A 23,657-nucleotide genomic window follows, 5' to 3' on the forward strand; every position below is an offset into this window, starting at 1 on the left:
GGCAGTCGAGGGGGCAGTCGAGGGACTTGCCGAGGAGTCACACGGGAGTCGTCGAAGAGCCGCCGACTCGTACGGCTCCATCCTCGGTTCCGGACCGACGCACCCCGGCCCGCCTTTCGGACGGTTCCGCCCCTCCCAACGGCCAGGCCGGCCGGGCATCCCCGGGGCTACGCTGGACGGCATGACCGGAATGAGCACGGACGGGGACTGGCAGAGCGGGTGGGGGCGCCCCGAGGACGCGCTCGCGAGGGCCGTCGAGGTGCTGCGCGCACCCCGGCCCACGATCCTGAACCGCCTCTCCGAGGTGCTCGGCACGCTCGTCCCGCACGTGGCGCTGGCCCAGCTCAGCGGCGTCTGCACGTACTCCCCCACGAAGACCCTCGGCCTGCCGGAACTCGCCGGGGAGGTCAGCAGCCTGGAGCTCTCCCGGCTCGCCGAGGCCACCGCCGGTGCGGCACCGGACGGCCGGCCGTGGCAGGGCGAGGCCCGGCTCGCGGGCCGGACACGGCCCGTCGTGGTGGCCGCGGCGACGCCGGGCAACAGCAGCGCCGCCGTGCTGGTGCTGGTCCGCACGACCGCCGAGCCGGTGCCCGACGGCGCACTCGCCGTCCTCCAGCAGCTGTGGGAGCTGATCACCACGCACTCGCACCACCGGGCCACCGACGCGGCCCCCAAGCACGCGGCTGCCTCCCGGGCCTCGGCGAACGCCCGGGCCCGCGCGATCGCCGAGTTCACCGGCCTGCACAGCGCCGCGCTCACCGCGATCCTCGCGCCGCTGCGCTCGCCCGCCCTGGACGACGCGACCGCGCGCCGCAACGCCACCGAACTGGCCGTGACGGCGCTGCTGGACCTGCGCGCGGGCGCCGAACTCGACCGGACACTGAGCGAGGAGCCGGCCGACACCGCGTTCGCCCGGCTCGCCGAGGAGCTGCGGCCGCTGCTGCGGCACGGCCGGGTCCGGCTGGACCTTGTGCCCCCGGCCGACTCCGCCCGGTCCGTCCCCGCGGACACCGCGCACACCGCCCGGGACGCCGTCCGGGCGACCGTCCTCACGATGCTCGACCAGGACGGGGTGACCCGGCTGCACGTGAGCTGGACGTTCACCGGCGACACGCTGCGGGCGGTGGTCCGCGACGACGGCCCCGGCCTGCTCGCCGCCGACGCCCTCACCGTGCACCGCACCGCCGACCGGATCGCCGCCCTCGGCGGCCGGGCCGACGTGGAGGCCGTCCCCGGCTGGGGCAGCACGGTGACGGTGGACCTGCCGCTCGTCGCCCCCGGACCGGCCCTCGCCGGGGACCCGCTGGACGGTCTGCAGCCTCGCGAGCTGGAGGTCCTGGACCAGTTGGCGCGGGGCCGGCGCAATCGCGAGATCGCCCGGGAACTGCACATCAGCGAGTCGACGGTGAAGTTCCACGTCGCCAACATCCTGGCGAAGCTGGGCGTCGCCTCCCGTGGCGAGGCCGCCGCCCTTGCCCACCGCGCCGGGATGCCGGCGGCTCCGGAACTGTACGTCGCGTCGTGACCGACGCTCAGGAGTGGTTCAGCGGCTCAGCGGGCCGCACCCGGTACGGCGCTCCAGCCGGTGTCGTCGGAGCCGGAGTCGGAGTTGGAACCGGAGTTGGAACCGGAAACGGAGTCAAGGCCGGAACCGGAGCGCGAATCGGAGCAGGAGACAGGGCAAGGGACGTACGCAATCATGGACATCTCCCTCGATAAGGGACCGGACAGCGGCCCTGTCGACGATTAAAATCGCCAGCCTCACTCCAGCACAAGCGAAAATCGGGAGAGATGACGTGCCCGAGACAACGTGGGACCCGACCGCCCCCGGCATCCTCCGGCTCCCGTCCGGCCGCGTGCTGCGGGGCCGGGGTCTGAGCCGCCCGCTGCCGCCCGGCCCCCGGCCCGACTTCGCGCTCCACCTGCTCGGCCACCGCCCCGCCCCCGTCCCGTGGGAGGCCCGCTGGGTGCGCTGGCCCGACTTCCGCCTCCCCGCCGACCGCGCCGACGCGGCGGCCGCCTTCCGCGAGGCGTGGGAGCGGTGCGCCGGCGAGCGCGTCGAGGTCGCCTGCCTCGGCGGCCGCGGGCGCACCGGCACCGCGCTCGCCCGCATCGCCGTCCTGGACGGCGTCCCGCCCGCCGAGGCCGTCGCCTACGTCCGGGCCCACTACAGCCCGCACGCCGTCGAGACGCCCTGGCAGAAGCGGTACGTCCGGCGGTCCGCGGGAGAATCCTCCCCATGTGACGCCAACTGATGCTCGAACTGGCCCCGGACGCCGCGCCCGGTGCTCCTGCCGCCGACGGCTCGTTGGGGGAGGTCGAGGGGCTCGGGCAGCGGGTCCCGCCCGACCTCTCGGCCCTGCTGCGGGAGTGCGACGGGGTCGTCCACCGGGGACTGGTACCGGTGGGACTGGTGCCGCCAGCGGTTCCGGCCCCTGTTGGTCAGGTCTTGCGCAGGGCCGGGGCCGGGGCGCCGATCAGGAGCCGGCGCACGGCGTCCCACGCGGTGCGCAGCGCGGCGGCGCAGGCGCGGGTGTCGTCGCCGAGGAGGCGCAGCCAGGCGCCGGCGTCGTGCGGCAGGACGCTGACGCCGTACAGCAGGCCGCAGTCGGCGAGGGCGTCGTGCAGCGTGTCGGCGACCCGGGCGGCCGGGGCGAGCGGCGTGATCGCGTACAGGCTGGCCATGACGTCGTGTCCGGCGAGCACGGCCGGGCCGGTGACGCCCCCGCCGGCGGGCTCCAGGCGGACGGTGTCCAGGGCGACCAGCCGGCCGTCCGGGCGCCGGACCTCGAGGTCGGAGGCGAACACCCGGTAGGCGTTCCGTTCGCCGCGGGCGAGGCGGCCGGCGAGGACGGTCTCGCCGGCGAGGACGGTGGCGGTGGGGTCGACGGTGAGGACGGTGCGCTGGTAGAGGCGGGAGCCGGCGAAGGGGATGACGGGCTCGGGCAGGTACTCGACGTAGGCGCGGGGGCCGGCGTGCAGGTTGACGAGCTGCGTCGCGTAGTCGAACTCCATCCGGTGGACCTTGGTGGCCGCCTGCGTGGTGAGGTGCACCGCCGTGTCCGCCCCGCAGCGCAGGTCGGTGCGGAGCCGGTCGGCCTGGAGGATGCCGCCGCCGGTGGACATCAGGAGGGTGACGGCGAGGTCCGGGCGGGCCGGGTCGTAGTACAGCGGGCGCATGATCTGCAGCGGCGACTTCTGGTAGTGGCCGGTGAGTTCGGTGCGGGAGCCGATCCGTTCGAAGGCGAGCTCCAGCAGGCCGACCTTGCCGGGACGCCCGACCCCGAGGGTGTCGGGCGTGCCGGCGTGCCGGCGGACCTCGGCCGGGACGCGGGCCGGCTCGTAGTGCCGGGGGTCGAGCCGGGGTACCACCACGTCCGGGGGCGTCACCACATCTGGAGGCGCCGTCATGCGGCGACCTTGCGGAAGGTCGCCAGGAAGTCGGCGATCTCCTCCAGCCCTTCGCCGGTCAGGCAGTTGGTGAGCACGACCGGGCCGCCCTCGCGGACGCGGTGGGCGTCGGACTCCATCACGCCGAGGTCCGCACGGACGTACTGGGCGATGTCGATCTTGTTGATGACCAGCAGGTCGGACTCGGTGATGCCCGGGCCGCGTTTGCGGGGCATCTTCTCGCCCTCGGCGGTGTCGAGGACGAAGAGGAAGAGGTCGACCAGGACGGGGCTGAAGGTCAGGGTCAGGTTGTCGCCGCCGGACTCGAACAGCAGGGTGTCGACGTCGGGGAAGCGTTCCAGGAGCTCGGCGCCGGCCGCGAGGTTCATCGTCGGGTCGTCCCGGACGGCGGTGTGCGGGCAGGCGCCGGTCTCGACGCCCACGACCCGCTCGGGGTCGAGCACGCCGGCCAGGGTGCGGCGCACGTGCTGGGCGTCCTCCTGGGTGTAGATGTCGTTGGTGATGACGGCCGGGTGGTGGCCGCGCGCGATCAGGACCGGGACGAGGGCCTCGATGAGTGCCGTCTTGCCGGAGCCGACGGGGCCGCCGATGCCCACACGGAGCACGTTCTCGGTCAACTTTCCTCCTCTGGTGCGGTGTTGCGTGTGTTTCCTCCGCCCAGGGGGTGCGGTCGCGCGCGCCCCCGGGGCGGTTCAGCTCATGAACAGCCGGGCCTCGGCCCGCTCGTGCCGTCCGGACATCGCGTCCGCGACCGGCACGCAGCCGCCGAGGTCTGCCAACTCCCTTTCCAGGGCCGCCTGGACGACCTCCTCGATGACGGGCGCGACCGCCCGCAGCACGACCTGCGCCTTCCGGTGGTCGGTCAGCCGCAGTCGCAGGGCGGCGCCGACGAAGCTGGTGCAGAACGCGAACAGGTCGCTGGCGACGGCCTGTTCGACCGGCACGCCGGCCGCCGCGTACGCGACCCCGGCGGCGACCGCCTGCGAGCCGGGGGCACGCTTGTCGGCGACCAGTGCGGCGTACCGCTCCAGCGGCTCACCGCCCAGCGACTCCCGTGCGATGTCCAGGAGTTGGCGCCCGGTCCGGGTCGCGGCCAGGCGCAGCTCGCGGTTGAGCCTGGTCGCGTGCAGCCGCTCGTCGACCTCGGCCAGCAGGTCCCAGTCACCGGCCGTCGCGGCGCGGTGGGCCAGGGCGAGCGCGGTCGCGTCGGCCGGGCCCACCGAGTGGCGGAGCAGGTCGGTGAGCAGCTCCGGCATGGTGTCGGGGGTGACGGCCTTGGCCTGCGCGTAGCCCTCCAGGCCGTGGGAGAGGGTGTAGAACCCGCTGGGGAAGGCGGAGTCGGTGAGCTGGAGGCAGACGAGCAGGGCGCCGAGCGGGGCCGTGGGGGCCGGGGCGCCGCTCACGCGAGGTAGAACAGGTGGTTGAGCGGGAGTTCGCGGGCGGGCTCGATGGTGGCGGGCTCGCCGTCCAGGGTGACCTTGTAGGTCTCCGGGTCGACCGCGATCTTCGGCAGCGCGTCGTTGCGGATCATGTGCTGCTTGCCGACCGAGCGGCACCGTTGCACCGGCAGGACGCGGCTGTCGAGGCCGAGCGCGGCCGGGACGCCGAGGTCGACGGCGGCCTGGGACATGAAGGACACCCGGGTGGCCTGCTTGGCGCGGCCGAAGGCGCCGTACATCGGACGGTAGTAGACCGGCTGCGGGGTGGGCAGCGAGGCGTTGGGATCGCCCATGAGGGCCCAGTTGATGACACCGCCCTTGATGACCATCTTGGGCTTGGCGCCGAAGGAGTTGATCGGCCAGAGCACGATGTCGGCGAGCTTGCCGGGCTCCAGGGAGCCGATGTGGTCGGCGGTGCCGGAGGCGATGGCCGGGTTGATGGTGAGCTTGGCGAGGTAGCGCAGCACCCGGAAGTTGTCGTTGCGCCCGGTGTCGCCGGCGAGTTTGCCGCGCTGGTCCTTGCAGTGGTGGGCGGTCTGGAAGGCGCGGGTGAAGGACTCCCCGATGCGGCCCATGGCCTGCGAGTCGGAGGAGAAGATCGAGATGACGCCCTCGTCGTGCAGGACGGTCTCGGCGGCGATGGTCTCGGCGCGCACCCGGGAGTCGGCGAAGGAGACGTCCTCGGGGATGTCGTGGCTGAGGTGGTGGCAGACCATCACCATGTCGAGCAGCTCGTCGACGGAGTTGACGGTGTAGGGCAGGGTCGGGTTGGTGGAGGACGGCAGGACGTTGGCCTCGCCGGCGATCCGCATGATGTCGGGGGCGTGGCCGCCGCCCACGCCCTCGGTGTGGAAGGTGTGGATGGTGCGGCCGTCGATCGCGGAGAGGGTGTCCTCGAAGAAGCCGCCCTCGTTGAGGGTGTCCGTGTGGATGGCCACCTGGACGTCGTACTCGTCGGCGACGCGCAGCGCGGTGTCGATCGCGGCCGGGGTGCTGCCCCAGTCCTCGTGCACCTTGAGGCCGCACACGCCCGCCTCGACCTGCTCGCGCAGGGCGCCGGGCAGCGAGCCGTTGCCCTTGCCGAGGAGGCCGACGTTGACCGGGAGGTCCTCGACCGCCTGGTACATCCGGCCGATGTTCCACGGGCCGGGCGTGCAGGTGGTGCCGTTGGTGCCGTCGGAGGGGCCGGTGCCGCCGCCGATGAGGGTGGTGATGCCGTTGCTCAGCGCCTCCTGGGCCTGCTGCGGGGCGATGAAGTGGATGTGGGTGTCGATGCCGCCGGCGGTGGCGATCAGGTGCTCGCCGGAGATCACCTCGGTGCCGGGGCCGATCACCAGCTTGGGGTGCACGCCGCTCTGGGTGTGCGGGTTGCCGGCCTTGCCGACGGCGGCGATGAAGCCGTCCTTGACGCCGATGTCGCCCTTGACGACGCCGAGGACCGGGTCCAGCACGACGACGTTGGTGATGACCAGGTCGAGCGCGCCCTGGACGGAGGTGGCGGCCGGGTCCTGGGCCATGCCGTCGCGGATGCCCTTGCCGCCGCCGTAGACGGCCTCGTCGCCGTAGTGGCCCTGGTTGAAGTCCTTCTCGATCTCGACGACGAGGTTGGTGTCGGCGAGGTGGAAGCGGTCTCCGACGGTGGGCCCGAACAGGTCGGTGTACTGCTTGCGGGAGAGCATGGCCATCAGAGGGTGCCTTCCTTGTGGTCGTCCTTGTGGTCGACCTTGTGGTCGAGGTTGGTGCCCTTGAAGCCGAGCGCGATCGCCCGGCCGATGGCGCGGGCGCGCGTGTCGGGGGACCTGATGCCGCCGTCGACGAGGTTGCTGAAGCCGACCAGGCGGCCGTGGCCGCCGAACTCGGCGAGCGTGACGTCCTTCGTGTCGCCCGGCTCGAAGCGGACGGCGGTGCCGGCCGGGATGTCCAGGTGCTTGCCGAAGGCGGCGTTGCGGTCGAAGTCGAGGGCGCGGTTGGCCTCGAAGAAGTGGTAGTGGGAACCGACCTGGATCGCCCGGTCGCCCGTGTTGCTGACCGTGATGGTGACCGTGGCGCGGCCGGCGTTGATCTCTACCGGGTCGTCGCCGTACAGGTACGTGGCGCCACCAGACATGGCTGGCCCTTCCTCTCCGTCGGTTCTTGTCGGTTCTGTCGGTTCTGTCGGTTCTCTCGGTTCAGTGGTGCGTGTGGACGTGCGCGTGGCCGTCCGGGTCGCTGCGCCCCTGCCCGTGGCTGTGGGCGCCGCCCCGCCCATGGGTGTGGGCGCCGCCCGGGCCGTGGCTGTGGGCGCCGCCCGGGCCGTGGCTGTGGGCGTATCCGTGCCCGTGCTCGGCGTCGAGGCCGGCCGCGACGCCGTCCTCGCCGTGGCCGAGCAGGTACAGGGCCGCCGCCGCGCGGGCCGCGACCACCCCGGCGATCGCGGCCGGGCGCAGCAGCGGGCCGCCGTCGCGCACCCCGGGCAGGTCGGTGCGCAGGGCCGGTCCGAAGGAGGCCGGGACGGCCGTGACGGTCCGGGCGCCGAGGAGGCGGCAGCGTTCGGCGCCCTCGGCGGGGTCGGGGTCGCCGCCCGCGAGGGCCACTTCCACCCAGCGGTGGTGCCCGTGCTGGCGGACGAGCCGGGCGATCCGGAAGAGCTCCGCGTCCTCGAACGGTCCGGCGGCCGGGGCGGTGACCAGGACCGCGCCGTCGGGTTCGGGGGCGGCCGGGGCTGTGGCGCGCAGCCAGCCGACGAGGTGTTCGGCGGCGCCGAACGGTGCGGTGAGGGCGAGTCGGCCCCGGGGCTCGCCGGCGGCGAGCCAGCGCAGGGCGCGGGCGCTGTCGGCGACCAGTTTCGGGTCGCGGCCGAGCGTCATGGGGACGACGCACACCGGTCCGCCGGTGGCGGCGAGCGCCGAGCGGACGGCCCCGGTGAGCTCGCGGCCCGGGGCGGCCGCGGCGTGGACGGCGGGCTCGCGTTCCACCAGGGGGGCGAGGTCACGGGCGTGGTCGCTCTCGTGCCCGCCGGCCAGCACCACGGTGGCGGCCCGGCGGTCCACCGTCACTCAGGCACCGACCGGGTCGTGGCAGGAGACGAGCTTGGTGCCGTCGAGGAAGGCGGCCTCGACCTGGAGCAGCGGGAGCATCTCGCGCACGCCGGGCATGACCTCGGTGCCGCTGACGACCTGCTTGCCGATCTCCGTGCACTCGGCGACGGTGCGCCCGTCCCGCGCGCCCTCCATGATCGCCTCGCTGATGAGTGCGCAGGCCTCGCTGTAATTCAGCTTCACGCCGCGGTCGCGGCGTTTGCGGGCCAGATCGGCCACAACGTAGATGTACAGCTTGTCCATCTCGCGCGGGGACAGGTTCACGGGGATCACGCTTCCTTTCCGGCTTTCCGAGGAATCGCAGGGGGAGTTCGGGGGATGGCACGAACCATCAGACTCGGCGCAGGCGTGGAATTTCCGGCACCGCCCCGGGGAACAGCAACGTGGTGACGACGAACGGCCAGGTGAAGGCAGGGCCACCGAAGGGCGCGGAGACGGCGGACGGCGTGAAATCGACCTGGGCGACCCCCTGCATGATTTCGACAGCCGACTTGGCGGATATCGGGCGGGTGGTCCCGCCGCCGCCCTGTCCGCCCTTTTCCTGACTCATGCGTCGCACCAATTCCCGCTTCGGCTCTTCACGGCATGACGAAATAATCCGCGAGCCCGATCGACTTGCTCACGAACAGCTCGCGATTCCTTCGGAACCGTACTCCTGCGGATTGCCGACATGCTCGCACACAACACGTTACGTCCGAATGACGAACGGTGATCACCATGCCCCTGAGCTGCAACATTCTGTTGAATCTGCAGGTCACGCACCCCTTGAAGAGTTGCATTCTTTGCGAAGTTTTACTTACGGCCGCCAGGAACAAGAGCGTGGTCATGCCAAGGAATTCACCACGAAGCCCATCCTTCGCGGGCAATTCAGACATTTGGGCGCGGCCACCGGGTCGCGGAAAGCGAGGGGGACGTGACGGACCCGTGGATCCCACTCCACCCGATCGGGGGCAAGCGACCGCTCGACCGGCTCGACCTCGACGCCGAACCGACCGCGCCGCGCGGCGACGGACGCGGGCGGCAGTGGGAGCCGACGATGCGCCGGCAGACCCCCTGCCCGATCCCGGGCATCCCCGAGGCCGCGCCGCGCGACGCGGCGCCGCACCGCGGGGACGCCGAGGAGGCCGGGCGGGTGCCGACGGAGGAGCTGGGCCCGACGCCCCGCCACCTGATGACATGTCCGCGATGGACATCACACACTCTTCACACGAACGCCACCCGTTCGGCAATCGCGTGCATGACACTGTGTCCGACAGCTCCGAACGGGGGTCGTTCGCCGGCAAACGGTCAACGGCAAGATGACATTGTGTCCGACGGGTGTGCGAGCACCGTCCAGGCGGCGAACAGGCTTTCACTCCAATAACACGGTATGACTAGTATCGCTTCGTCAAAAAGCCCGCCCTAAGGAGTCAGCTCTGCGCGCGCGTGCGAATCGGCGGCCCCCGACGCCGAAGGCCCCCCGCAGGCGTCCGCGCCTGTCCCTGCGGACGGCGCTGCTCGTCCTGGCCGTCGTCCCCAGCATCGCCCTCGCCCTGCTCTGGGCGGTCACCAGCGGCGAGACGCTCTCCTCCTTCCATCGGCAGGCCGCCCAGGGCATGCTCGCCCAGAAGGCCGGGCAGCCGTCCAACATCGTCTACTACAACCTCCAGGAGGAGCGCCGGCTCAGCGCCGAGGCGCTCGCCCGGCCCGGCGCGGGCGTCGACCAGCTGCGCCACCAGCGGCAGCTGACGGACGACGCGGTGCGCCAGTTCCAGACGCTCTCCGGCGAGGCCGCCGACGAGGCGCCCGCCGAGGTGCGCACCGCCGTCGCCGAGGCCCGCCAGGCGCTCGGCCGGCTCGGCGAGCAGCGGGCCGCCGTCGACCGGGGCACCATCGACCAGCAGTCGCTGTACGCCTACTACACCGACCTGATCGCCGTCGACCTGCGGCTGTTCACCGCGCTCAGCCATGTCGACACCGGTGAGATCACCTGGATCTCCAAGACCCTCGTGAACGCCTTCTGGGCCAAGGAGATGCTCGCCCGCGAGGACGCCGTCCTGGCCCGCGGCTGGCCCTCCGGGCGGCTCGGCGTCGCCGAGTACCAGCAGGTGCAGGAGGCGATCGGGGCGCAGGACCACCTGTTCACCGTCCAGATCGCGCCCTACATCCCGGCCGGCGAGGCGCAGGCCTGGCACGACCTGATGAACAGCCCGTCCTGGCAGGCGAAGACGGCCGTCGAGCAGGCCCTCACCAAGCCCACCGCCGCCGAGCCGGGCGGCGCCACCGTCAAGCTGCCGCCGATGCAGGACCAGTGGCGCCAGGCCGTCGACCAGGTCAACCCGCAGCTCGTCAAGGCGATCGAGACCCGCACCGACGGCGTGGTCAAGGTCGGCCTGAACTCCATCTTCTCGCTCCTGACCACCGTCGTGCTGACCGCCGTCGTCGGCCTGGTCGCCGTCGTCGGGATCGGCGTCGCGAGCTGGCGGCTCAGCCGCTCGCTGCGCCGCCGGATCAAGGAACTCCAGACCCAGGCGGAGGAGTTGGAGCGCACCCTGCCCGAGGTCGTGGAGCGCCTCGGACGCGGCGAGCAGGTCGACGTCGAGGCGCAGTCCCAGGCCATCACCACCGGCCAGGCCGGCCGGGGCACCGACGAACTGGCCACCCTCGGCCAGGCGCTCAACGCCGCCCGCACCTCCGCCCTGGAGACCGCCGTCCGGCAGGCCGAGCAGCACCGCGGCTTCGAGCGGCTGCTCCAGCGCATCGCCCGCCGCACCCAGCTGCTGATCGGCCGCCAGCTGCGCCGCCTGGACGAGCTGGAGCGCAAGCACGAGGACCCGGAGGTCCTGGAGGGCCTGTTCGACCTCGACCACCTCACCGCGCGCCTGCGCCGCTACGAGGAGAACCTCGTCATCATGGCCGGCGGCCAGCCGCAACGGCGCTGGCGCAAGCCCGTCCCGCTGCTGGACGTGCTGCGCGCCGCGCAGGGCGAGGTGCAGGACTACCGGCGGATCATGCTGGACGTCGAGGGCCACCCCTGGCTCTCCGAACGGGCCGTCGGGCCGGTCGCCCACGTGCTCGCCGAGCTGATGGAGAACGCCACCACCTTCTCCAAGCCGCCGACGCCGGTCGAGGTCCGGGCCGCCATGGTCGGGCGCGGGCTCGCCGTGGAGATCGAGGACCGCGGCCTCGGCATGGACCCGGAGCAGTACGACGCGGCCAACGCGCTGATGAGCCGCCCGCCGGCCCGCATCGACGTCCTGGAGCGCGGCGACGACATCCGCCTCGGCTTCCACGTGGTCGCCCGGCTGGCCGCCAACGCCGGCCTCAAGGTCGAGTTCCGCCCGTCCGCCTTCGGCGGCACCCGGGTGGTCGTCCTCGTCCCGGCGGAGCTCGTCATCGACGGCGACGCCGGACTGCCCGACGCCGCCCCCGCGCCGGCCGCGGCCGGCGGGCCGATCCCGCTCGTGCGGCGCTCGCGCAAGGCACTGCTGACCGCCTCCAGCGAGGCGCCCGCGCCGCGGCCGGCCGCGCCGGTCGCCCCGGTGGACGCCTTCGGGCCGACCGGTGGGAGCCCCGTCCCGGTCGAGGCGGTCGGGCACGTCGAGCACGCCCGGCCGCTGCCCGACGCCCCGCACGCCGACCAGCCGATCGAGCACAGCTCCCCGGCCTCCGACGCGCCCCTCGACGAGGCGCCCTCGCACGACGCCCCCGCTTACCCGGACATCGCCTACGCCCGGGTGACGGACGCCGAGGCGCCGTACGCCGACGAGCAGTACCGCCCGGCCGACCACTACCGGCTGGCCGAGCGGCGCCGGCGCCGCGAGTACGCCTCCGCCGTGCCGCTCAGCGCCGCCGACGGTCACCAGCCGCCGCTGCCGCAGCGCATCCGCCAGGCCAGCCTCGCGGCCGAGCTGCGCGTCCCGCCGCCGCCCGGGGACCGTCCCGAGGCGCGCGGGCCCGCGGCGGACGGACCGTTGACGGACAAGCAGATCGCTGGCGGGCAGATCGCGGACGGACAGATCGCGGGCGGGCAGCCCTCCGGCGGTCCGTTCCAGCGCCCGGTGCGCCGCTCCGGCGCGACCATCGGCGCCTTCCAGCGCCAGTCCCGCGCCGCCCGCGCCCAGGGCCGCCAGAGCGGCTCCGAGGACAGCGGCGAGACCCCGCCCGGACATCCCGCCCCGCCCGCGCCGGGCCCGTCACCATGGGCCCGGCCCGACGCGGGCACCCGATCCACGCGGACGGACGACCAGTCTTGACCTCGACCGCCCCGTCACCTAGGCGGATCCCGACCCTCGCGGGTCGTCACCGGCCGAGCACAGCGAGTGCGCCGCCTGTCGGCCTGCAGATGCCGCGGCGGTCTCCCCCTGCCCCGTATCACCGCTCTCTGCCCCGCTGTGCGGGAAGTCCAATCCCCCCTCCGGTCACCACCGGGGACAATCCACGGAGGTATCCGATGAACCGAACGATCGCCACCCACCAGGACCTCGACTGGCTGCTGGACGGACTCGTCGACTCCGTGCCCGGGACCAGGAACGCCGTGCTGCTCTCCGACGACGGCCTGGTCGTCAGCCACTCCCGCTCCATCGAGCGCGCCGACGCCGAGCGCCTGGCCGCCGTCGCCACCGGCCAGCAGAGCCTCGCCCGCGGCGTCGGCCAGCTCTTCGACGGCGGGCCGGTCCACCAGGTGATCGTCGAGCTCGCCGAGTGCTGGCTGTTCGTCATCGCCGCCGCCCAGGGCACCCACCTGGCCGTCATCGCCTCCCAGGAGGTCGACGCCGAGGTGATGTCGGTGGCCATGCACACCCTCGTGCAGCAGGTCGGCCAGAAGCTCGGCACCCCGGCCCGCGACGAGGCGGCCCCCGGCTCCTTCGACGCCTTCGCCGCCCGCAGGCCCGGCGCCACCGGACGGGGCTGATGCGGGTGGTCCCGCACTGGAGCGAACTCGACGACGCGGACGACGGCGCCGGGACGATGGTGCGCCCGTACACCATCACCCGCGGCCGCACCGCGCCCGAGCGCGACGACCTCACCCTGATCACGGTGCTCACCACCGACGAGGAGGAGACCGCCCGGGCCCTCACGCGCAGCCGGGCCGGCGCCCGCGGCCTCCAGCCCGAGCACCGGGCGATCCTCGACCGCTGCCGCCGCCCGGCCGCGGTCGCCGAGGTGGCGGCCGGCCTGGACCTCCCGGTCTCGGTCACCAAGATCCTGCTCGGCGACCTGGTCGCCCAGGGCCTGCTGCGGGCCCGTGCGCCGCTCTCGGTGGCCCGGGCCGCCGGCGGCGCGGACCTCGGCCTGCTCACGGCCGTACGCGAAGGACTCCGGAGACTCTGAACATGGCAACACCCGACTCCACCAGCGCAGTCGCACCCGCCGCACCCGCCGCCGTCAAGATCCTCATCGCGGGCGGATTCGGCGTCGGCAAGACCACCCTCGTCGGCACGGTCAGCGAGGTCGCCCCGCTGCGCACCGAGGAGTACCTGACCAAGGCCAGCGTCGGCATCGACGACCTGGCCGGCGTCGACCAGAAGGACACGACCACCGTCGCCCTCGACTTCGGCCGGATCACCGTCAACCCGGACCTCGTCGTCTACCTGTTCGGCACGCCCGGCCAGGAGCGCTTCTGGTTCATGTGGAACGACCTGGTCAACGGCGCGCTCGGCGGCATCGTCATCGCCGACACCCGGCGGCTGGACACCAGCTTCGCGTCCATCGACTTCTTCGAGAGCCGGCGCATCCCGTTCGTGGTCGCGATCAACTGCTTCCACGGCCGCAACACCCGCACCCCCGACGAGATCCGGGCCGCGCTCGACCTCGACCCGCAGGTGCCGATGCTGATCGGCGACGTCCGTGAACGGGCCTTCGGCCGGGACCTCCTGCTCGCCCTGGTCGACCACCTGATGGAGCCGGCCGGCGCCGCCCCCGCCGGCTGAACCGCCGGCCGGTCCGCCGGCCGAACCCCGGCTTGAAATCCACCCCTTGGAGCCCGGCATGACCCCACCCCTGCGCGTCCTGGTCCACGGCGGCGGCATCGGCGGCCTCACCCTCGCCACCGCCCTCGCCCGGCGCGGCCACCACGTCGACGTCGCCGAGCTGCGCGACGGCCTGGAAGCGCTCGGCGTCGGCATCATCCAGCCGTCCAACGCCCTGCACGTGATGCGCGAGATCGGCGCCCTGGACGCCTGCCTGGCCGCCGGCTTCGCATGGGACGTGCTGACCATCTGCGACCCGGCCGGCGCCACCCTCGCCCGGATCCCGCAGCCGCGGATGGGCGACGCCCCGGCCAACAACGGCATCCCGCGCCCCGCCCTCGCCGAGGTGCTCGCCACCACCGCCACCGAGGCCGGCGCACACCTGCGCTTCGGCACCACGATCGCCTCGCTCGCGCAGGACGACCGGGGCGTGGACGTCACCCTCACCGACGGCCGCACCGGCCGCTACGACCTCGTGGCCGGCTTCGACGGCATCGGCTCGCCGCTGCGCAGACGCCTGTACGGGGAGAGGTACCCGCCCGAGTACACCGGCTTCGCCAACTGGCGGGTCACGCTGCCGCGTTCGCCCGAGGTGCGGGGCGTGGTCATGTCCGCCGGGAACCCCAGGGCCAAGGCGCTGCTCACCCCGATCAGCGACGAACTCATGTACCTGGGCTCGGTGTTCGCCGAGGCCGAGGACTTCCGCCCGGACCCGGAACGCGCCCACGAGCAGCTCGCCGAGCGGCTCGCCGGCTTCGGCGGCCCCATCGCCGAGGCGCTCGCCCAGGTCACCGACCCGGCCGCGGTGGTCTACTCCCGCATCTCCCAGGTGACGGTGGAGGAGCCCTGGCACGTCGGGCGCATCGCCCTCGCCGGCGACGCCGCCCACGCCAGCACCCCGCACCTCGCCCAGGGCGCCGCGATGGCCGTCGAGGACGCGCTCGTGCTCGCCGAGAGCCTGGACGCCGCCGACTCCGTCGAGGCCGCGCTCACGGCCTGGGAGGAGCGCCGCCGCCCGCGCGCCCTGTGGGTGCAGGCGCTGTCCCGCGCGATCCTCAAGCAGGAGACCGGCACGCCCACCACGCCGGAGGAGGACGAACTGCTGAAGGTCGGCGTCCCCGGCGCGGCGCACGTCCTCGTCAAGCCGTACTGACGGCAGAGCTGTTCGTTCGGGCTGGTTGTCCCAGGCTGGCCACTGGCCGCTCGGGCTGGCCGTCTCAGGCGGTGATGTCCCGGCGGCGGTCCCAGACCGCCGCCGAGATCCGCGCGACCAGCCGGGCCGCCGGGTCGGTGGTGCCGTGGCCGGAGGCGAGCGGGCCGGTGTAGCAGACGGCGATCAGGTAGGGCGGGCAGTCGTCCGCGTACACGACGCCCACGCTGTGCCGGGCGCCGGTGACCCAGCCGTTCTTGAACGCGATCCGGGTGCCCGGCGGCAGGCCAGCCGCGAGGTCCACCCGGTAGGCGTTGCGCTCCAGGAGGGCCAGCAACTCCGGCTCGCCGTCCAGGGATCGCAGCAGCCGCACGAGATCGCGGGCGGTCACCAGGTTGTCGACTCCGGCTTCGCGCGCGGCGGCGTCCTCGATCCCGCGCGGGGTGGCGCTGTGCGTCGCCCCGGCCCGCCGCCAGACCCCGGCCACCGCCTCGGGGCCGACGGCGGCGAGGCACAGGTTGGTGGCGAGGTTGGAGGAGTGGGTGATCATCCGCTCGGCGAGTGTACGGAGCGGAGCCGTCCCGCCGAGGAGCCCCCAGGGGAACGGATCGCCGTCGCCGTCACGGGAGTTGGAGAACTCGCCACCCACGGCCGAGTCGAACCGGTTCACGACCGGCACCTCGGCGTCCAGGTCGACGCCGCTCCGGTGCAGTGCGGCGAGCACGGCGACCTTCATCGTGCTCGCCGCATAGTGCCGCTCGTCCGCCGCCCGCACGAACACCGGCTCACCGCTCCCCCAGGGAGCCACCACCACAGACAACATCCGGCAAGCCTAGGCCGGTCGGCAGGCGTTTCCGGGGGAATCACGGCACATGGCCCCGGCCGGGTGTCCCCGGCCGGGGCCATGTGGGTGGGTGTGGCGCCGCGTCAGCTGCTGGGACGCGGGGACGGGAGGGTGGCCGTGCCGGTGAGGAGGGGCCACTCGCGGTGGAAGGCCGGCAGCGGGAGCTTGCCCTCGATGATCGGGGTGCCGAAGACCTTCAGGTGCGCGGTCAGCGCGCCGTTCAGGTCGATGCCGCCGACCACCGACCAGCTGCCCTGCGCCTGCGGAGTGCCGCCCGGCACGTCGGCGGTCAGCGAGCCCTCCGCCTTGGCGCTCAGGTAGGGCGCGACGGTGGTCTCCACGCCGACGGTGTCGTACAGGCCGATGCTGGCCTCGGCCCCGAGCGCGGCGCGGACGCCGGCCTTGCCGTTCAGCCGCAGGTGGACCGGGGAGACCTTGGTGTCGGAGGCGTCGCTGAGCGGGGCCCAGCCCTTGCCGCCGGTGTAGTCGGCCCGCACGGACCACGTGCCGGTGGCCTCCTGCTCGGCCTCCACGTGGATCTGGCCGTCGGCGCTGATCTCCAGGTAGCAGGTGAGGCCGAGGTTGACCACGACGGGCAGGCCCGCGACGGTCAGCACCGGGCTCGCCTGGAGCTTGGCGAACGGCAGCCGGACGGGCGCCGCGCCGGTGTTGCGGGCGAGGTCGCCGGTGACCTTCCAGTGGGCGTTGGCGCCGAGGTCGAAGCCGATGGACGCGGTGCGCGGGCTGCCCGCGGCGGCACCGTGGTAGGCGAAGTGGACGGCGGGGTGCAGTTGGAGGGAGCCGGTGGCCGCCACGCTCGCGCCCTCGGGGAGCGGGATCGGGGCGTTGACATCGACCTCCAGGGTGCCGGAGGCGTCGGCCTTCACACCGCCGAGGTCCGCGCCGATGCTCGCCTTGAGGTCCTTGACCAGCGGCGTGACCTTGATGCCGTGCGGGTCGACGGCGACCTTGCCGTCCGCCTCGGTGCCACCGAGCAGTTCGGCGAGCGTGGCCGGGCGGGTGGCCAGCTTGATGCTGTCGCCGGCGCCGGGCTGGACGGCGGTGACGGCGACGAGCGCGCCCTGGGGCGCGGCGGCGGTCGGCGGGCTGGCGATCAGCGCGCCGGGCTGCACGGCGGAGGCGGCACTGGGCGAAGCGGAGGGCGCGGCACTCGACGAAGCGGTCGGCGAACCGCTCGACGAAGCGGTCGGCGAGGCTGTCGGAGCGGCCGTGCCCGGTGCGGCCGACAGGACGGCCGTCCCGCCCGTCGGGTCGTACGCCGTGAGCTGCAGGTTCTTCGCGGTCGCGGTGACGGCGCCGCCGTCCTTGCCGGGCGTACCGATGGCGGCCTGCTGGACGCCGGCCGGGGCGGCCGTGACGGAGGCGGACGCGGAGGCGGACGGGCGTCCGCCGGGTGCGGCGGGCGTGGTGCCGTGGGCGTGCGGAGCGCCGGAGGCCTGGCCGGCCGTGGGCGATCCGGCGCCGGTCGCCGCGGCGGCGACGGGGGTTGCGGCCGGCTCGGTGGCGGCCTGGGGGGTACCGGGAGACGTCGGCCCGCACGCGGCGACCCCGGTCAGGACGAGGGTGAGGATGGCGGGGCGGACGGCCCGGCCTATCGAGCTCTTGAACACGCGGCGCCATGTTACTGATGAGGAATAATTTTGTCGAAGACAGGCCAAGTCGGGTAGAGGGCGGTCACGCGACCCGCGCGGCCTCACGCGGCGAACGTCGTTCCCAACGCGCGGGCCAGCGCGGTCAGGAGCGGAAGGGTCGGCGCGGCATGCCCGGCTTCGATCGCACGGATCTGACGTTCCGTCAACTTCGCACGCTCGGCGAGGTCGGCGACCGAGAGCCCGAGGGCGGTGCGGCGCTCGCGGACGGCGTGGGCGAGGTCGGCGGCCGGGTCGCCGTCCGGGTGGGCGGGGAAGTCCTCGATCGGGCGTCTCTGCTCGCTCACGGCGCCTCCTCATCGGCGCGTGCACGCACACGCGCGTCGGTGGGCGCACAGCGTGACACGGCGACAGATCAGGGCGCGCGAAGCGGCGGTCAAGAATTCTTGACCGCCGCTTGGGGATTGCCTGCTCGACGGGCAGCTGCCGGGCGACGGAGAGCCGGTGACCGTCCTTCTCGTTGTGATCGATCCCCTTGACCCGCCTCCGACTTGCTCCCCAACTGTCCGCGGCGGGCGTCCGTGTACGACGCTACGGGAGCGATGTGCGCGGTGGTCGGACCGCTACGCCCTGAGTCGCCGGGGCGGTCGGGGGCAGGGTGCTGCCGGCCGTGGCGCCGAGGATGCGCTCGACCTTGGCGACGGCCGTGCGGTACTGGATGGACGCCTCCTGGGCGGACGAGCCCTCGCGCTGGAAGAAGCCGAGGACCATCGCCGCCGCGCCGAAGCGCTCGATGCCGACGAAGGCGTCGAGTCGGACGCCGGCCAAGGTGCCGTCGAGGCGGACGGCGGGGGCGTCCGCAGGTCAGTCCGCCGGGAGGTCAGTCCGCCGGCAGCGCGTCCAGCGTCTCGGCGAGCCACTCCACCCAGAACCTCTCAAGACCGATGCCCGCCCGCAGGACGGCGTGCTGGAGCCGGTTCTCGTCGGCCGCACGCTCGGGCGGGAAGTCGTGCCGCTCGATGTCCAGGTAGTCGTCCAACTGCGCGCGGTGAAGGGCGAGATGCCGCCGCAGCTCGGCGTCCAGGCCGGCCGTGCCGACGACCGCCGCGGCGCGCAGCCGCAGCAGCAGCGGTTCGCGGACGGCGCGCGGGTCGGAGCCGTCGGCCGTCCAGCGCTCGAGTTCGGCGCGGCCGGCCGGCAGCACCTCGTACTCCTTCTTCTGGCCGCGGGCCGGGCCGGCCTGCGGGAGGGCCCGGATGAGTCCGGAGGCCTCCAGCCGGCCCAGCTCGCGGTAGATCTGCTGGTGGGTCGCGGACCAGAAGAAGCCGATCGACTTGTCGAACCGCCGGGTCAGCTCCAGCCCCGAGGAGGGCTTCTCCAGCAGGGCGGTGAGGATGGCGTGGGGCAGCGACATGGCGTCGATCCTAGAGCGCGAGCGGCGGTCCCTAGAGCGCCGCCGCCAGCTCGGTGCCCTGCTTGATGGCCCGCTTGGCGTCGAGTTCGGCGGCCACGTCGGCGCCGCCGATCAGGTGCGGGGTGAGGCCGAGGGTGCGCAGTTCGGCGTCGAGGTCGCGGCGCGGCTCCTGGCCGGTGCAGAGCACGACGGTGTCGACGGGCAGGAGTTGGCGTTCGCCGTCCACGGTGATGTGCAGTCCGGCGTCGTCGATGAGGTCGTACGTGACGCCGGCGACCATCACCACGCCGCGGTGCTTGAGCTCGGTGCGGTGGATCCAGCCGGTGGTCTTGCCGAGTCCGGCGCCGACCTTGGTGGTCTTGCGCTGGAGCAGGTGGACCCGGCGCGGGGGCAAGGGCTGCTCGGGGCGGCGCAGGCCGCCGCGCTCGCGGTACTCCGGGTCGATGCCCCACTTGGCCTGGAAGGCGGGCGGGTTGAGGCTGGCGGCGTCACCCTGGTCGGTGAGGTACTCGGCGACGTCGAAGCCGATGCCGCCCGCGCCGAGGATCGCGACGCGCTCGCCGACGTGCGCGCCGTCGCGCAGGACGTCGAGGTAGCCGACCACGCTGGGGTGGTCGACGCCCGGGATGTCGGCGGGGGTTCGCGGGGTGACACCGGTGGCGAGGACGATCTCGTCGAAGCCCTCGGCGGCGAGCTGCTCGGCGGTCACGACGGCGCCGAGGCGCTGGGTGACGGCCAGCTCGGCGAGCCGGGTGCGGTAGTAGCGCAGCGTCTCGTCGAACTCCTCCTTGCCGGGGATGCGCCGGGCGATGTTCAGCTGCCCGCCGATCGTGTCGGCGGCGTCGAACAGGGTGACGTCGTGGCCGCGTTCGGCGGCGGAGACGGCGAACGCGAGCCCGGCCGGGCCGGCTCCGACGACGCCGATGCGCTTGCGCGACCGGGTGGGCGAGAGCACGAGTTCGGTCTCGTGGCAGGCGCGCGGGTTGACCAGGCAGGAGGTGATCTGGAGGCTGAAGGTGTGGTCGAGGCAGGCCTGGTTGCAGCCGATGCAGGTGTTGATGGCGTCGGCGCGGCCGTCCTTCGCCTTGGCGACGAAGTCGGCGTCGGCGAGCAGCGGGCGGGCCATCGAGACCAGGTCGGCGTAGCCGTCGGCGAGCAGCTGCTCCCCGATCTCGGGGGTGTTGATGCGGTTGGTGGTGACGAGCGGGATGCCGACCGAGCCCATCACCTTCCTGGTGACCCACGCGAAGCCGCCGCGCGGCACCGAGGTGGCGATGGTGGGGATGCGGGCCTCGTGCCAGCCGATGCCGGTGTTGATGATGCTCGCGCCGGCGGCCTCGACGGCCTGGGCCAGCTGCACGACCTCCGCCAGCGTGGAACCGCCGGGCACGAGGTCGAGCATGGAGAGGCGGTAGACGATGATGAAGTCCTCGCCGACCCGCTCGCGGACCCGGCGGACGATCTCGACCGGGAAGCGCATCCGCTGCTCGTACGGCCCGCCCCACTCGTCCTCGCGGTGGTTGGTGGCCGCGACGATGAACTCGTTGATCAGGTAGCCCTCGGAGCCCATGATCTCGACGCCGTCGTAGCCGGCGCGGCGGGCGAGGGCGGCGCAGCGGGCGAAGTCCTCGACGGTCTGCTCGACCTGCTCGGCGGTGAGCGCGTTCGGGACGAACGGGCTGATCGGCGCCTGGAGCGCGCTGGGGGCGACGAGGTCGCGGTGGTAGGCGTAGCGGCCGAAGTGGAGGATCTGCAGGGCGATCTTCCCGCCGGCGGCGTGCACGGCGTCGGTGACGACCCGGTGCTTGTCGGCCTCCTCCTCGGTGGTGAGCATCGCGCCGCCCTCCCAGGGGCGCCCGGCCTCGTTGGGGGCGATGCCGCCGGTGACGATCAGGCCGACGCCGCCGCGGGCGCGCTCGGCGTAGAAGGCGGCCATGCGGTCGAAGCCGCCGGGGGCCTCCTCCAGGCCGACGTGCATCGAGCCCATCACCACGCGGTTGGGCAGGGTGGTGAAGCCGAGGTCGAGCGGGCTGAGCAGGTGGGGGTAGGGGCTGCCGGGCGTGGCGCTCATCGACGTCTCCTGGGTCCTCGGGGCGCGGGTGTTCTTGGTTGCCGTCTGGGTTACCGCAGAGTAGGGGACGCTCGGAGCCATGTGCAACTAGTTGCATAATGGATCCGTGCCCCGTTTGCCCGAAAGCGGACCGCGGGCCGCGGCACCCGGCGTATCGTCCTAGCGACGTCGGAGCACTGTCCGAGCGCAGTCGAAGCACAGGAGGGGGACGGACGTGCGGGGTGGCTCGGTCGCCGTGGTCGGCGGCAGCATCGCCGGAAGCGCCTTCGCCCGGGCCGCGGCCCGGCAGGGCGCCGAGCGGGTCGTGGTACTGGAGCGCAGCCCGGGGCTGCTGGAGGACCGCGGCGTCGGTCTCTGCGTCCTGGACGACCGCTTCGCCGAGCTCGTCGGCGCCGGGCACGTCCCCGCGGGCGTCCGCCGCCACCGCCTCGCCCTGCGCCGCTGGGTGACCCGGGACGCGTCGGGCGGCGGCGACCCGCGCGGACGGCTGCTGTGGGGGCAGCCGTTCGCGTTCCACTCCTTTCACTGGGGCGTGCTCTGGCAGTCCCTGCGCGAGCGGACGCCCGAGAACGTCGAGTACCGGCTCGGCACGACGGTGACGGAGGTCGGCACCGACGGGGACGGCGCCTGGGTGGCCGACGCCCGCGGCGGCCGGGAGCCGTACGACCTCGTCGTCGGCGCGGACGGTTACCGCTCGGCGGTCCGCGAGGCGGTCTGCCCGCAGGCCCGGCCCGAGTACGCCGGATACGTGTGCTGGCGCGGCAGTTACGACGCCGCGCTCCTGGAACGGCTGCCCGGCGGGGCCGGGGCCTGGCCGGAGGACGAGTGCGCGACCGTCTGCTACCCGGGCGGCCAGGTCGTGCTCTACCGCATCCCGGGCGTGGATCCCGGCACCACGCAGGTGAACTGGGTCTTCTACGCGCCGACACCCGACTGGCTGCGCCTGAGCGGGCCGACCAGCATCCCGGCGGGCGCGCTCGGCGCCGGGCGGGCGGGCGAACTCGCGGAACTCGCCGAGCGCCGGCTGCCGCCGTACTGGGCCGCCGTGGTCACCCTGACCCCGCCCGAGCGGACCTTCCTCCAGCCGATCTACGACCTCGCGACCCCGCGGCGCACGGCCGGCCGCCTGCTCCTCGCCGGCGACGCCGCCACCGTCGTCCGCCCGCACAACACCAGCGGCGCGGTGAAGGCGCTCCAGGACGCGCACGCCTTCGAGCAGGCGGTGCACGGCGCCGACGGTTCGTGGGCCCGCGCGCTCCGCGCCTACGAGCGCGAACGGGGCGAGGCCGGGCGGGAGTTGGTGGACCTGGGCCGCCGGCTCGGCGGGGCGCAGGTCGTCGACGCGCCGGACTGGTCGGCCATGGACGAGCCCGGGATGGTCGGCTGGTGGCACCGGCAGCTCACCGGCAGCGGGGGTTTCGGCGGCGGTCCGCTCGGCGCACGGCCGGGCGAACGGACGTGAGCGGCCGGACGGTCGGCCGAGCGGGCTGCCGCCGAAACCCCGTGAGGACTCGCCGGACGGTCAGACGTTGACGCCGTAGTCGCTCGCGATGCCGCGCAGGCCGGAGGCGTAGCCCTGGCCTATCGCGCGGAACTTCCACTCGCCGCCGTTGCGGTACAGCTCGCCGAAGACCATCGCGGTCTCGGTGGACGCGTCCTCGCTCAGGTCGTAGCGGGCGATCTCCTGCCCGTTGGCCTGGTTGACGACGCGGATGAACGCGTTGCGGACCTGGCCGAAGTTCTGCATCCGCGCGTCGGCGTCGTAGATCGACACCGGGAAGACCACCTTGGCCACGTCGGCGGGCACCCGGGCCAGGTCGACCTTGATCTGCTCGTCGTCGCCGTCGCCTCCACCGGTCAGGTTGTCGCCGCTGTGCTCGACCGAACCCTCCGGGCTGCGCAGGTTGTTGAAGAACACGAAGTGCTGGTCCGAAACGACCTTGCCGAGGGCGTTGCAGAGCAGCGCGCTGGCGTCCAGGTCGTAGTCCGCCCCGGTGGTGGTCCGAACGTCCCAACCGAGCCCGACGATCACGGCGCTCAGGCCGGGCGCCTCCTTGCTCAGCGAGACGTTGCCGCCCTTGGCCAGCGAAACTCCCACGATTCCCTCCTCGGATCTCTCCCTGCGGACGAATCTACAACACTGTAGAGATCACGAGAATCCACCTGCGGTCGATGCCGCCCCCCGGCTTTTTCAGGGGCGCGCGGCGGAACCGGCGACACGATCCGCGACCCTGCGGCCACCGCCCTCGCGGCGGCGGGCCCGGCCTCCGTGCGGGCGGGCCCGGCCGGGCGCCCGACTCTAGACTGGCCGTGCGGGCGGGACGCCCCGCCCCGCGACCGCGCGGAGGTCCCCATGCGCCAGCGGTACAGCTTCCACGTCGACCAGGGCAGCCACTCGGTGACCGTCAACGTCCGCTCCGGCTGGATCACCGAGACCGAACTGCTGGTGGACGGCAAGGAGTACGCGTTCCACCGCGTGCACGGGCACGGCACCTACCCGCTGACGCTGGCCGTGCAACTCGCCGACGAGCCACCGCTGCCGCTCGCGGTGCGGCTGGAGCGCACGGGGGTGGCGGAGCACCCGCTCGCGTGCGTGCTGGAGCTGGACGGGGCGGCGCGCGCGATGCCGGAGCGGGTCGAGCGCTGAGGCCCGTACCGGGTTTGCCCCGGATACTACGGAACCGTAATAT

The 23,657-nt window shown here is 73.5% G+C and carries 24 protein-coding genes; 9 read left to right on the plus strand and 15 right to left on the minus strand.

Annotation, left to right across the window (positions count from 1 at the left end):
• Positions 1–181: 181 nt before the first annotated feature.
• Both ACWCXH_RS15700 and ACWCXH_RS15705 read left to right on the plus strand, forming a co-directional pair.
• Entirely contained in the window at positions 182–1,525 is a 1,344-nt protein-coding gene (locus ACWCXH_RS15700; RefSeq protein ID WP_449801977.1) for a LuxR C-terminal-related transcriptional regulator, read from the plus strand.
• A gap of 271 nt (positions 1,526–1,796) precedes the next feature.
• A complete protein-coding gene (locus ACWCXH_RS15705) occupies positions 1,797–2,255 on the plus strand; it encodes a protein-tyrosine phosphatase family protein (RefSeq protein WP_449801978.1) in 459 nt (152 codons plus the stop codon).
• 187 nt (positions 2,256–2,442) lie between these two features.
• On the opposite strand, the gene ACWCXH_RS15710 is transcribed toward ACWCXH_RS15705, so the two are convergent.
• From ACWCXH_RS15710 to ACWCXH_RS15745, 8 genes are all read right to left on the minus strand, one after another.
• Positions 2,443–3,411, minus strand: coding sequence for an urease accessory protein UreD (locus ACWCXH_RS15710; protein WP_449801979.1), 969 nt, complete (start codon positions 3,409–3,411; stop codon positions 2,443–2,445).
• Positions 3,408–4,028: an urease accessory protein UreG gene (gene ureG / locus ACWCXH_RS15715; protein ID WP_449801980.1), complete on the minus strand. Its 621-nt coding sequence runs from the start codon at positions 4,026–4,028 to the stop codon at positions 3,408–3,410. Before ureG ends, ACWCXH_RS15710 begins: the two co-directional genes overlap by 4 nt.
• Positions 4,029–4,103: 75 nt before the next feature.
• On the minus strand, positions 4,104–4,814 hold the full coding sequence (locus ACWCXH_RS15720) for an urease accessory protein UreF (RefSeq protein ID WP_449801981.1): 711 nt from the start codon (positions 4,812–4,814) through the stop codon (positions 4,104–4,106).
• Entirely contained in the window at positions 4,811–6,535 is a 1,725-nt protein-coding gene (gene ureC / locus ACWCXH_RS15725) for an urease subunit alpha (protein ID WP_449801982.1), read from the minus strand. Before ureC ends, ACWCXH_RS15720 begins: the two co-directional genes overlap by 4 nt.
• Positions 6,535–6,957 carry an urease subunit beta gene (locus ACWCXH_RS15730; protein WP_449801983.1) on the minus strand — a complete coding sequence of 141 codons (423 nt, stop codon included), beginning with the start codon at positions 6,955–6,957 and terminating at the stop codon, positions 6,535–6,537. Before ACWCXH_RS15730 ends, ureC begins: the two co-directional genes overlap by 1 nt.
• A gap of 61 nt (positions 6,958–7,018) precedes the next feature.
• Entirely contained in the window at positions 7,019–7,885 is an 867-nt protein-coding gene (locus tag ACWCXH_RS15735) for a cobalamin biosynthesis protein CbiX (RefSeq protein ID WP_449801984.1), read from the minus strand.
• The gene (locus tag ACWCXH_RS15740) at positions 7,886–8,191 is read right to left on the minus strand and encodes an urease subunit gamma (RefSeq protein ID WP_449801985.1); all 306 of its coding nucleotides are present in this window, start codon (positions 8,189–8,191) and stop codon (positions 7,886–7,888) included.
• Positions 8,192–8,258: 67 nt separating this feature from the next.
• Entirely contained in the window at positions 8,259–8,477 is a 219-nt protein-coding gene (locus ACWCXH_RS15745; protein WP_449801986.1) for a hypothetical protein, read from the minus strand.
• 1,045 nt (positions 8,478–9,522) lie between these two features.
• Between ACWCXH_RS15745 and ACWCXH_RS15750 the strand changes: the two genes are divergently transcribed.
• The 5 genes from ACWCXH_RS15750 (at position 9,523) to ACWCXH_RS15770 (ending at position 15,031) form a co-directional block, all read left to right on the plus strand.
• A complete protein-coding gene (locus ACWCXH_RS15750; protein WP_449801987.1) occupies positions 9,523–12,162 on the plus strand; it encodes a sensor histidine kinase in 2,640 nt (879 codons plus the stop codon).
• A gap of 197 nt (positions 12,163–12,359) precedes the next feature.
• The gene (locus ACWCXH_RS15755; protein ID WP_449801988.1) at positions 12,360–12,821 is read left to right on the plus strand and encodes a roadblock/LC7 domain-containing protein; all 462 of its coding nucleotides are present in this window, start codon (positions 12,360–12,362) and stop codon (positions 12,819–12,821) included.
• On the plus strand, positions 12,821–13,240 hold the full coding sequence (locus tag ACWCXH_RS15760) for a DUF742 domain-containing protein (protein WP_449801989.1): 420 nt from the start codon (positions 12,821–12,823) through the stop codon (positions 13,238–13,240). The genes ACWCXH_RS15755 and ACWCXH_RS15760 overlap by 1 nt, the downstream gene beginning before the upstream one ends.
• Positions 13,241–13,242: 2 nt before the next feature.
• Entirely contained in the window at positions 13,243–13,839 is a 597-nt protein-coding gene (locus ACWCXH_RS15765; RefSeq protein ID WP_449801990.1) for a GTP-binding protein, read from the plus strand.
• A gap of 58 nt (positions 13,840–13,897) precedes the next feature.
• The gene (locus ACWCXH_RS15770) at positions 13,898–15,031 is read left to right on the plus strand and encodes an FAD-dependent monooxygenase (RefSeq protein WP_449801991.1); all 1,134 of its coding nucleotides are present in this window, start codon (positions 13,898–13,900) and stop codon (positions 15,029–15,031) included.
• A gap of 64 nt (positions 15,032–15,095) precedes the next feature.
• Here the strand turns inward: ACWCXH_RS15770 and ACWCXH_RS15775 are convergent, their stop codons facing one another.
• From ACWCXH_RS15775 to ACWCXH_RS15800, 6 genes are all read right to left on the minus strand, one after another.
• Entirely contained in the window at positions 15,096–15,851 is a 756-nt protein-coding gene (locus ACWCXH_RS15775; protein ID WP_449801992.1) for a serine hydrolase, read from the minus strand.
• Between the two features lie 104 nt (positions 15,852–15,955).
• Positions 15,956–17,503, minus strand: coding sequence for a hypothetical protein (locus tag ACWCXH_RS15780; protein WP_449801993.1), 1,548 nt, complete (start codon positions 17,501–17,503; stop codon positions 15,956–15,958).
• Positions 17,504–17,586: 83 nt separating this feature from the next.
• Entirely contained in the window at positions 17,587–17,829 is a 243-nt protein-coding gene (locus ACWCXH_RS15785; protein ID WP_449801994.1) for a helix-turn-helix domain-containing protein, read from the minus strand.
• 244 nt (positions 17,830–18,073) lie between these two features.
• Positions 18,074–18,310 carry a hypothetical protein gene (locus ACWCXH_RS15790; RefSeq protein ID WP_449801995.1) on the minus strand — a complete coding sequence of 79 codons (237 nt, stop codon included), beginning with the start codon at positions 18,308–18,310 and terminating at the stop codon, positions 18,074–18,076.
• A 52-nt stretch (positions 18,311–18,362) separates the two neighbouring features.
• Entirely contained in the window at positions 18,363–18,896 is a 534-nt protein-coding gene (locus ACWCXH_RS15795) for a PadR family transcriptional regulator (RefSeq protein ID WP_449801996.1), read from the minus strand.
• Positions 18,897–18,927: 31 nt separating this feature from the next.
• The gene (locus ACWCXH_RS15800) at positions 18,928–20,967 is read right to left on the minus strand and encodes an oxidoreductase (RefSeq protein ID WP_449801997.1); all 2,040 of its coding nucleotides are present in this window, start codon (positions 20,965–20,967) and stop codon (positions 18,928–18,930) included.
• Between the two features lie 214 nt (positions 20,968–21,181).
• On the opposite strand from ACWCXH_RS15800, the gene ACWCXH_RS15805 reads away from it, so the two are divergent.
• A complete protein-coding gene (locus ACWCXH_RS15805; protein ID WP_449801998.1) occupies positions 21,182–22,429 on the plus strand; it encodes an FAD-dependent monooxygenase in 1,248 nt (415 codons plus the stop codon).
• A gap of 60 nt (positions 22,430–22,489) precedes the next feature.
• On the opposite strand, the gene ACWCXH_RS15810 is transcribed toward ACWCXH_RS15805, so the two are convergent.
• Positions 22,490–23,065, minus strand: coding sequence for a TerD family protein (locus tag ACWCXH_RS15810; protein ID WP_359965676.1), 576 nt, complete (start codon positions 23,063–23,065; stop codon positions 22,490–22,492).
• 255 nt (positions 23,066–23,320) lie between these two features.
• On the opposite strand from ACWCXH_RS15810, the gene ACWCXH_RS15815 reads away from it, so the two are divergent.
• Positions 23,321–23,614 carry a hypothetical protein gene (locus tag ACWCXH_RS15815; protein ID WP_449801999.1) on the plus strand — a complete coding sequence of 98 codons (294 nt, stop codon included), beginning with the start codon at positions 23,321–23,323 and terminating at the stop codon, positions 23,612–23,614.
• The last annotated feature ends 43 nt before the right edge of the window (positions 23,615–23,657 follow it).

The organism is Kitasatospora sp. NPDC001660 (assembly GCF_053596725.1).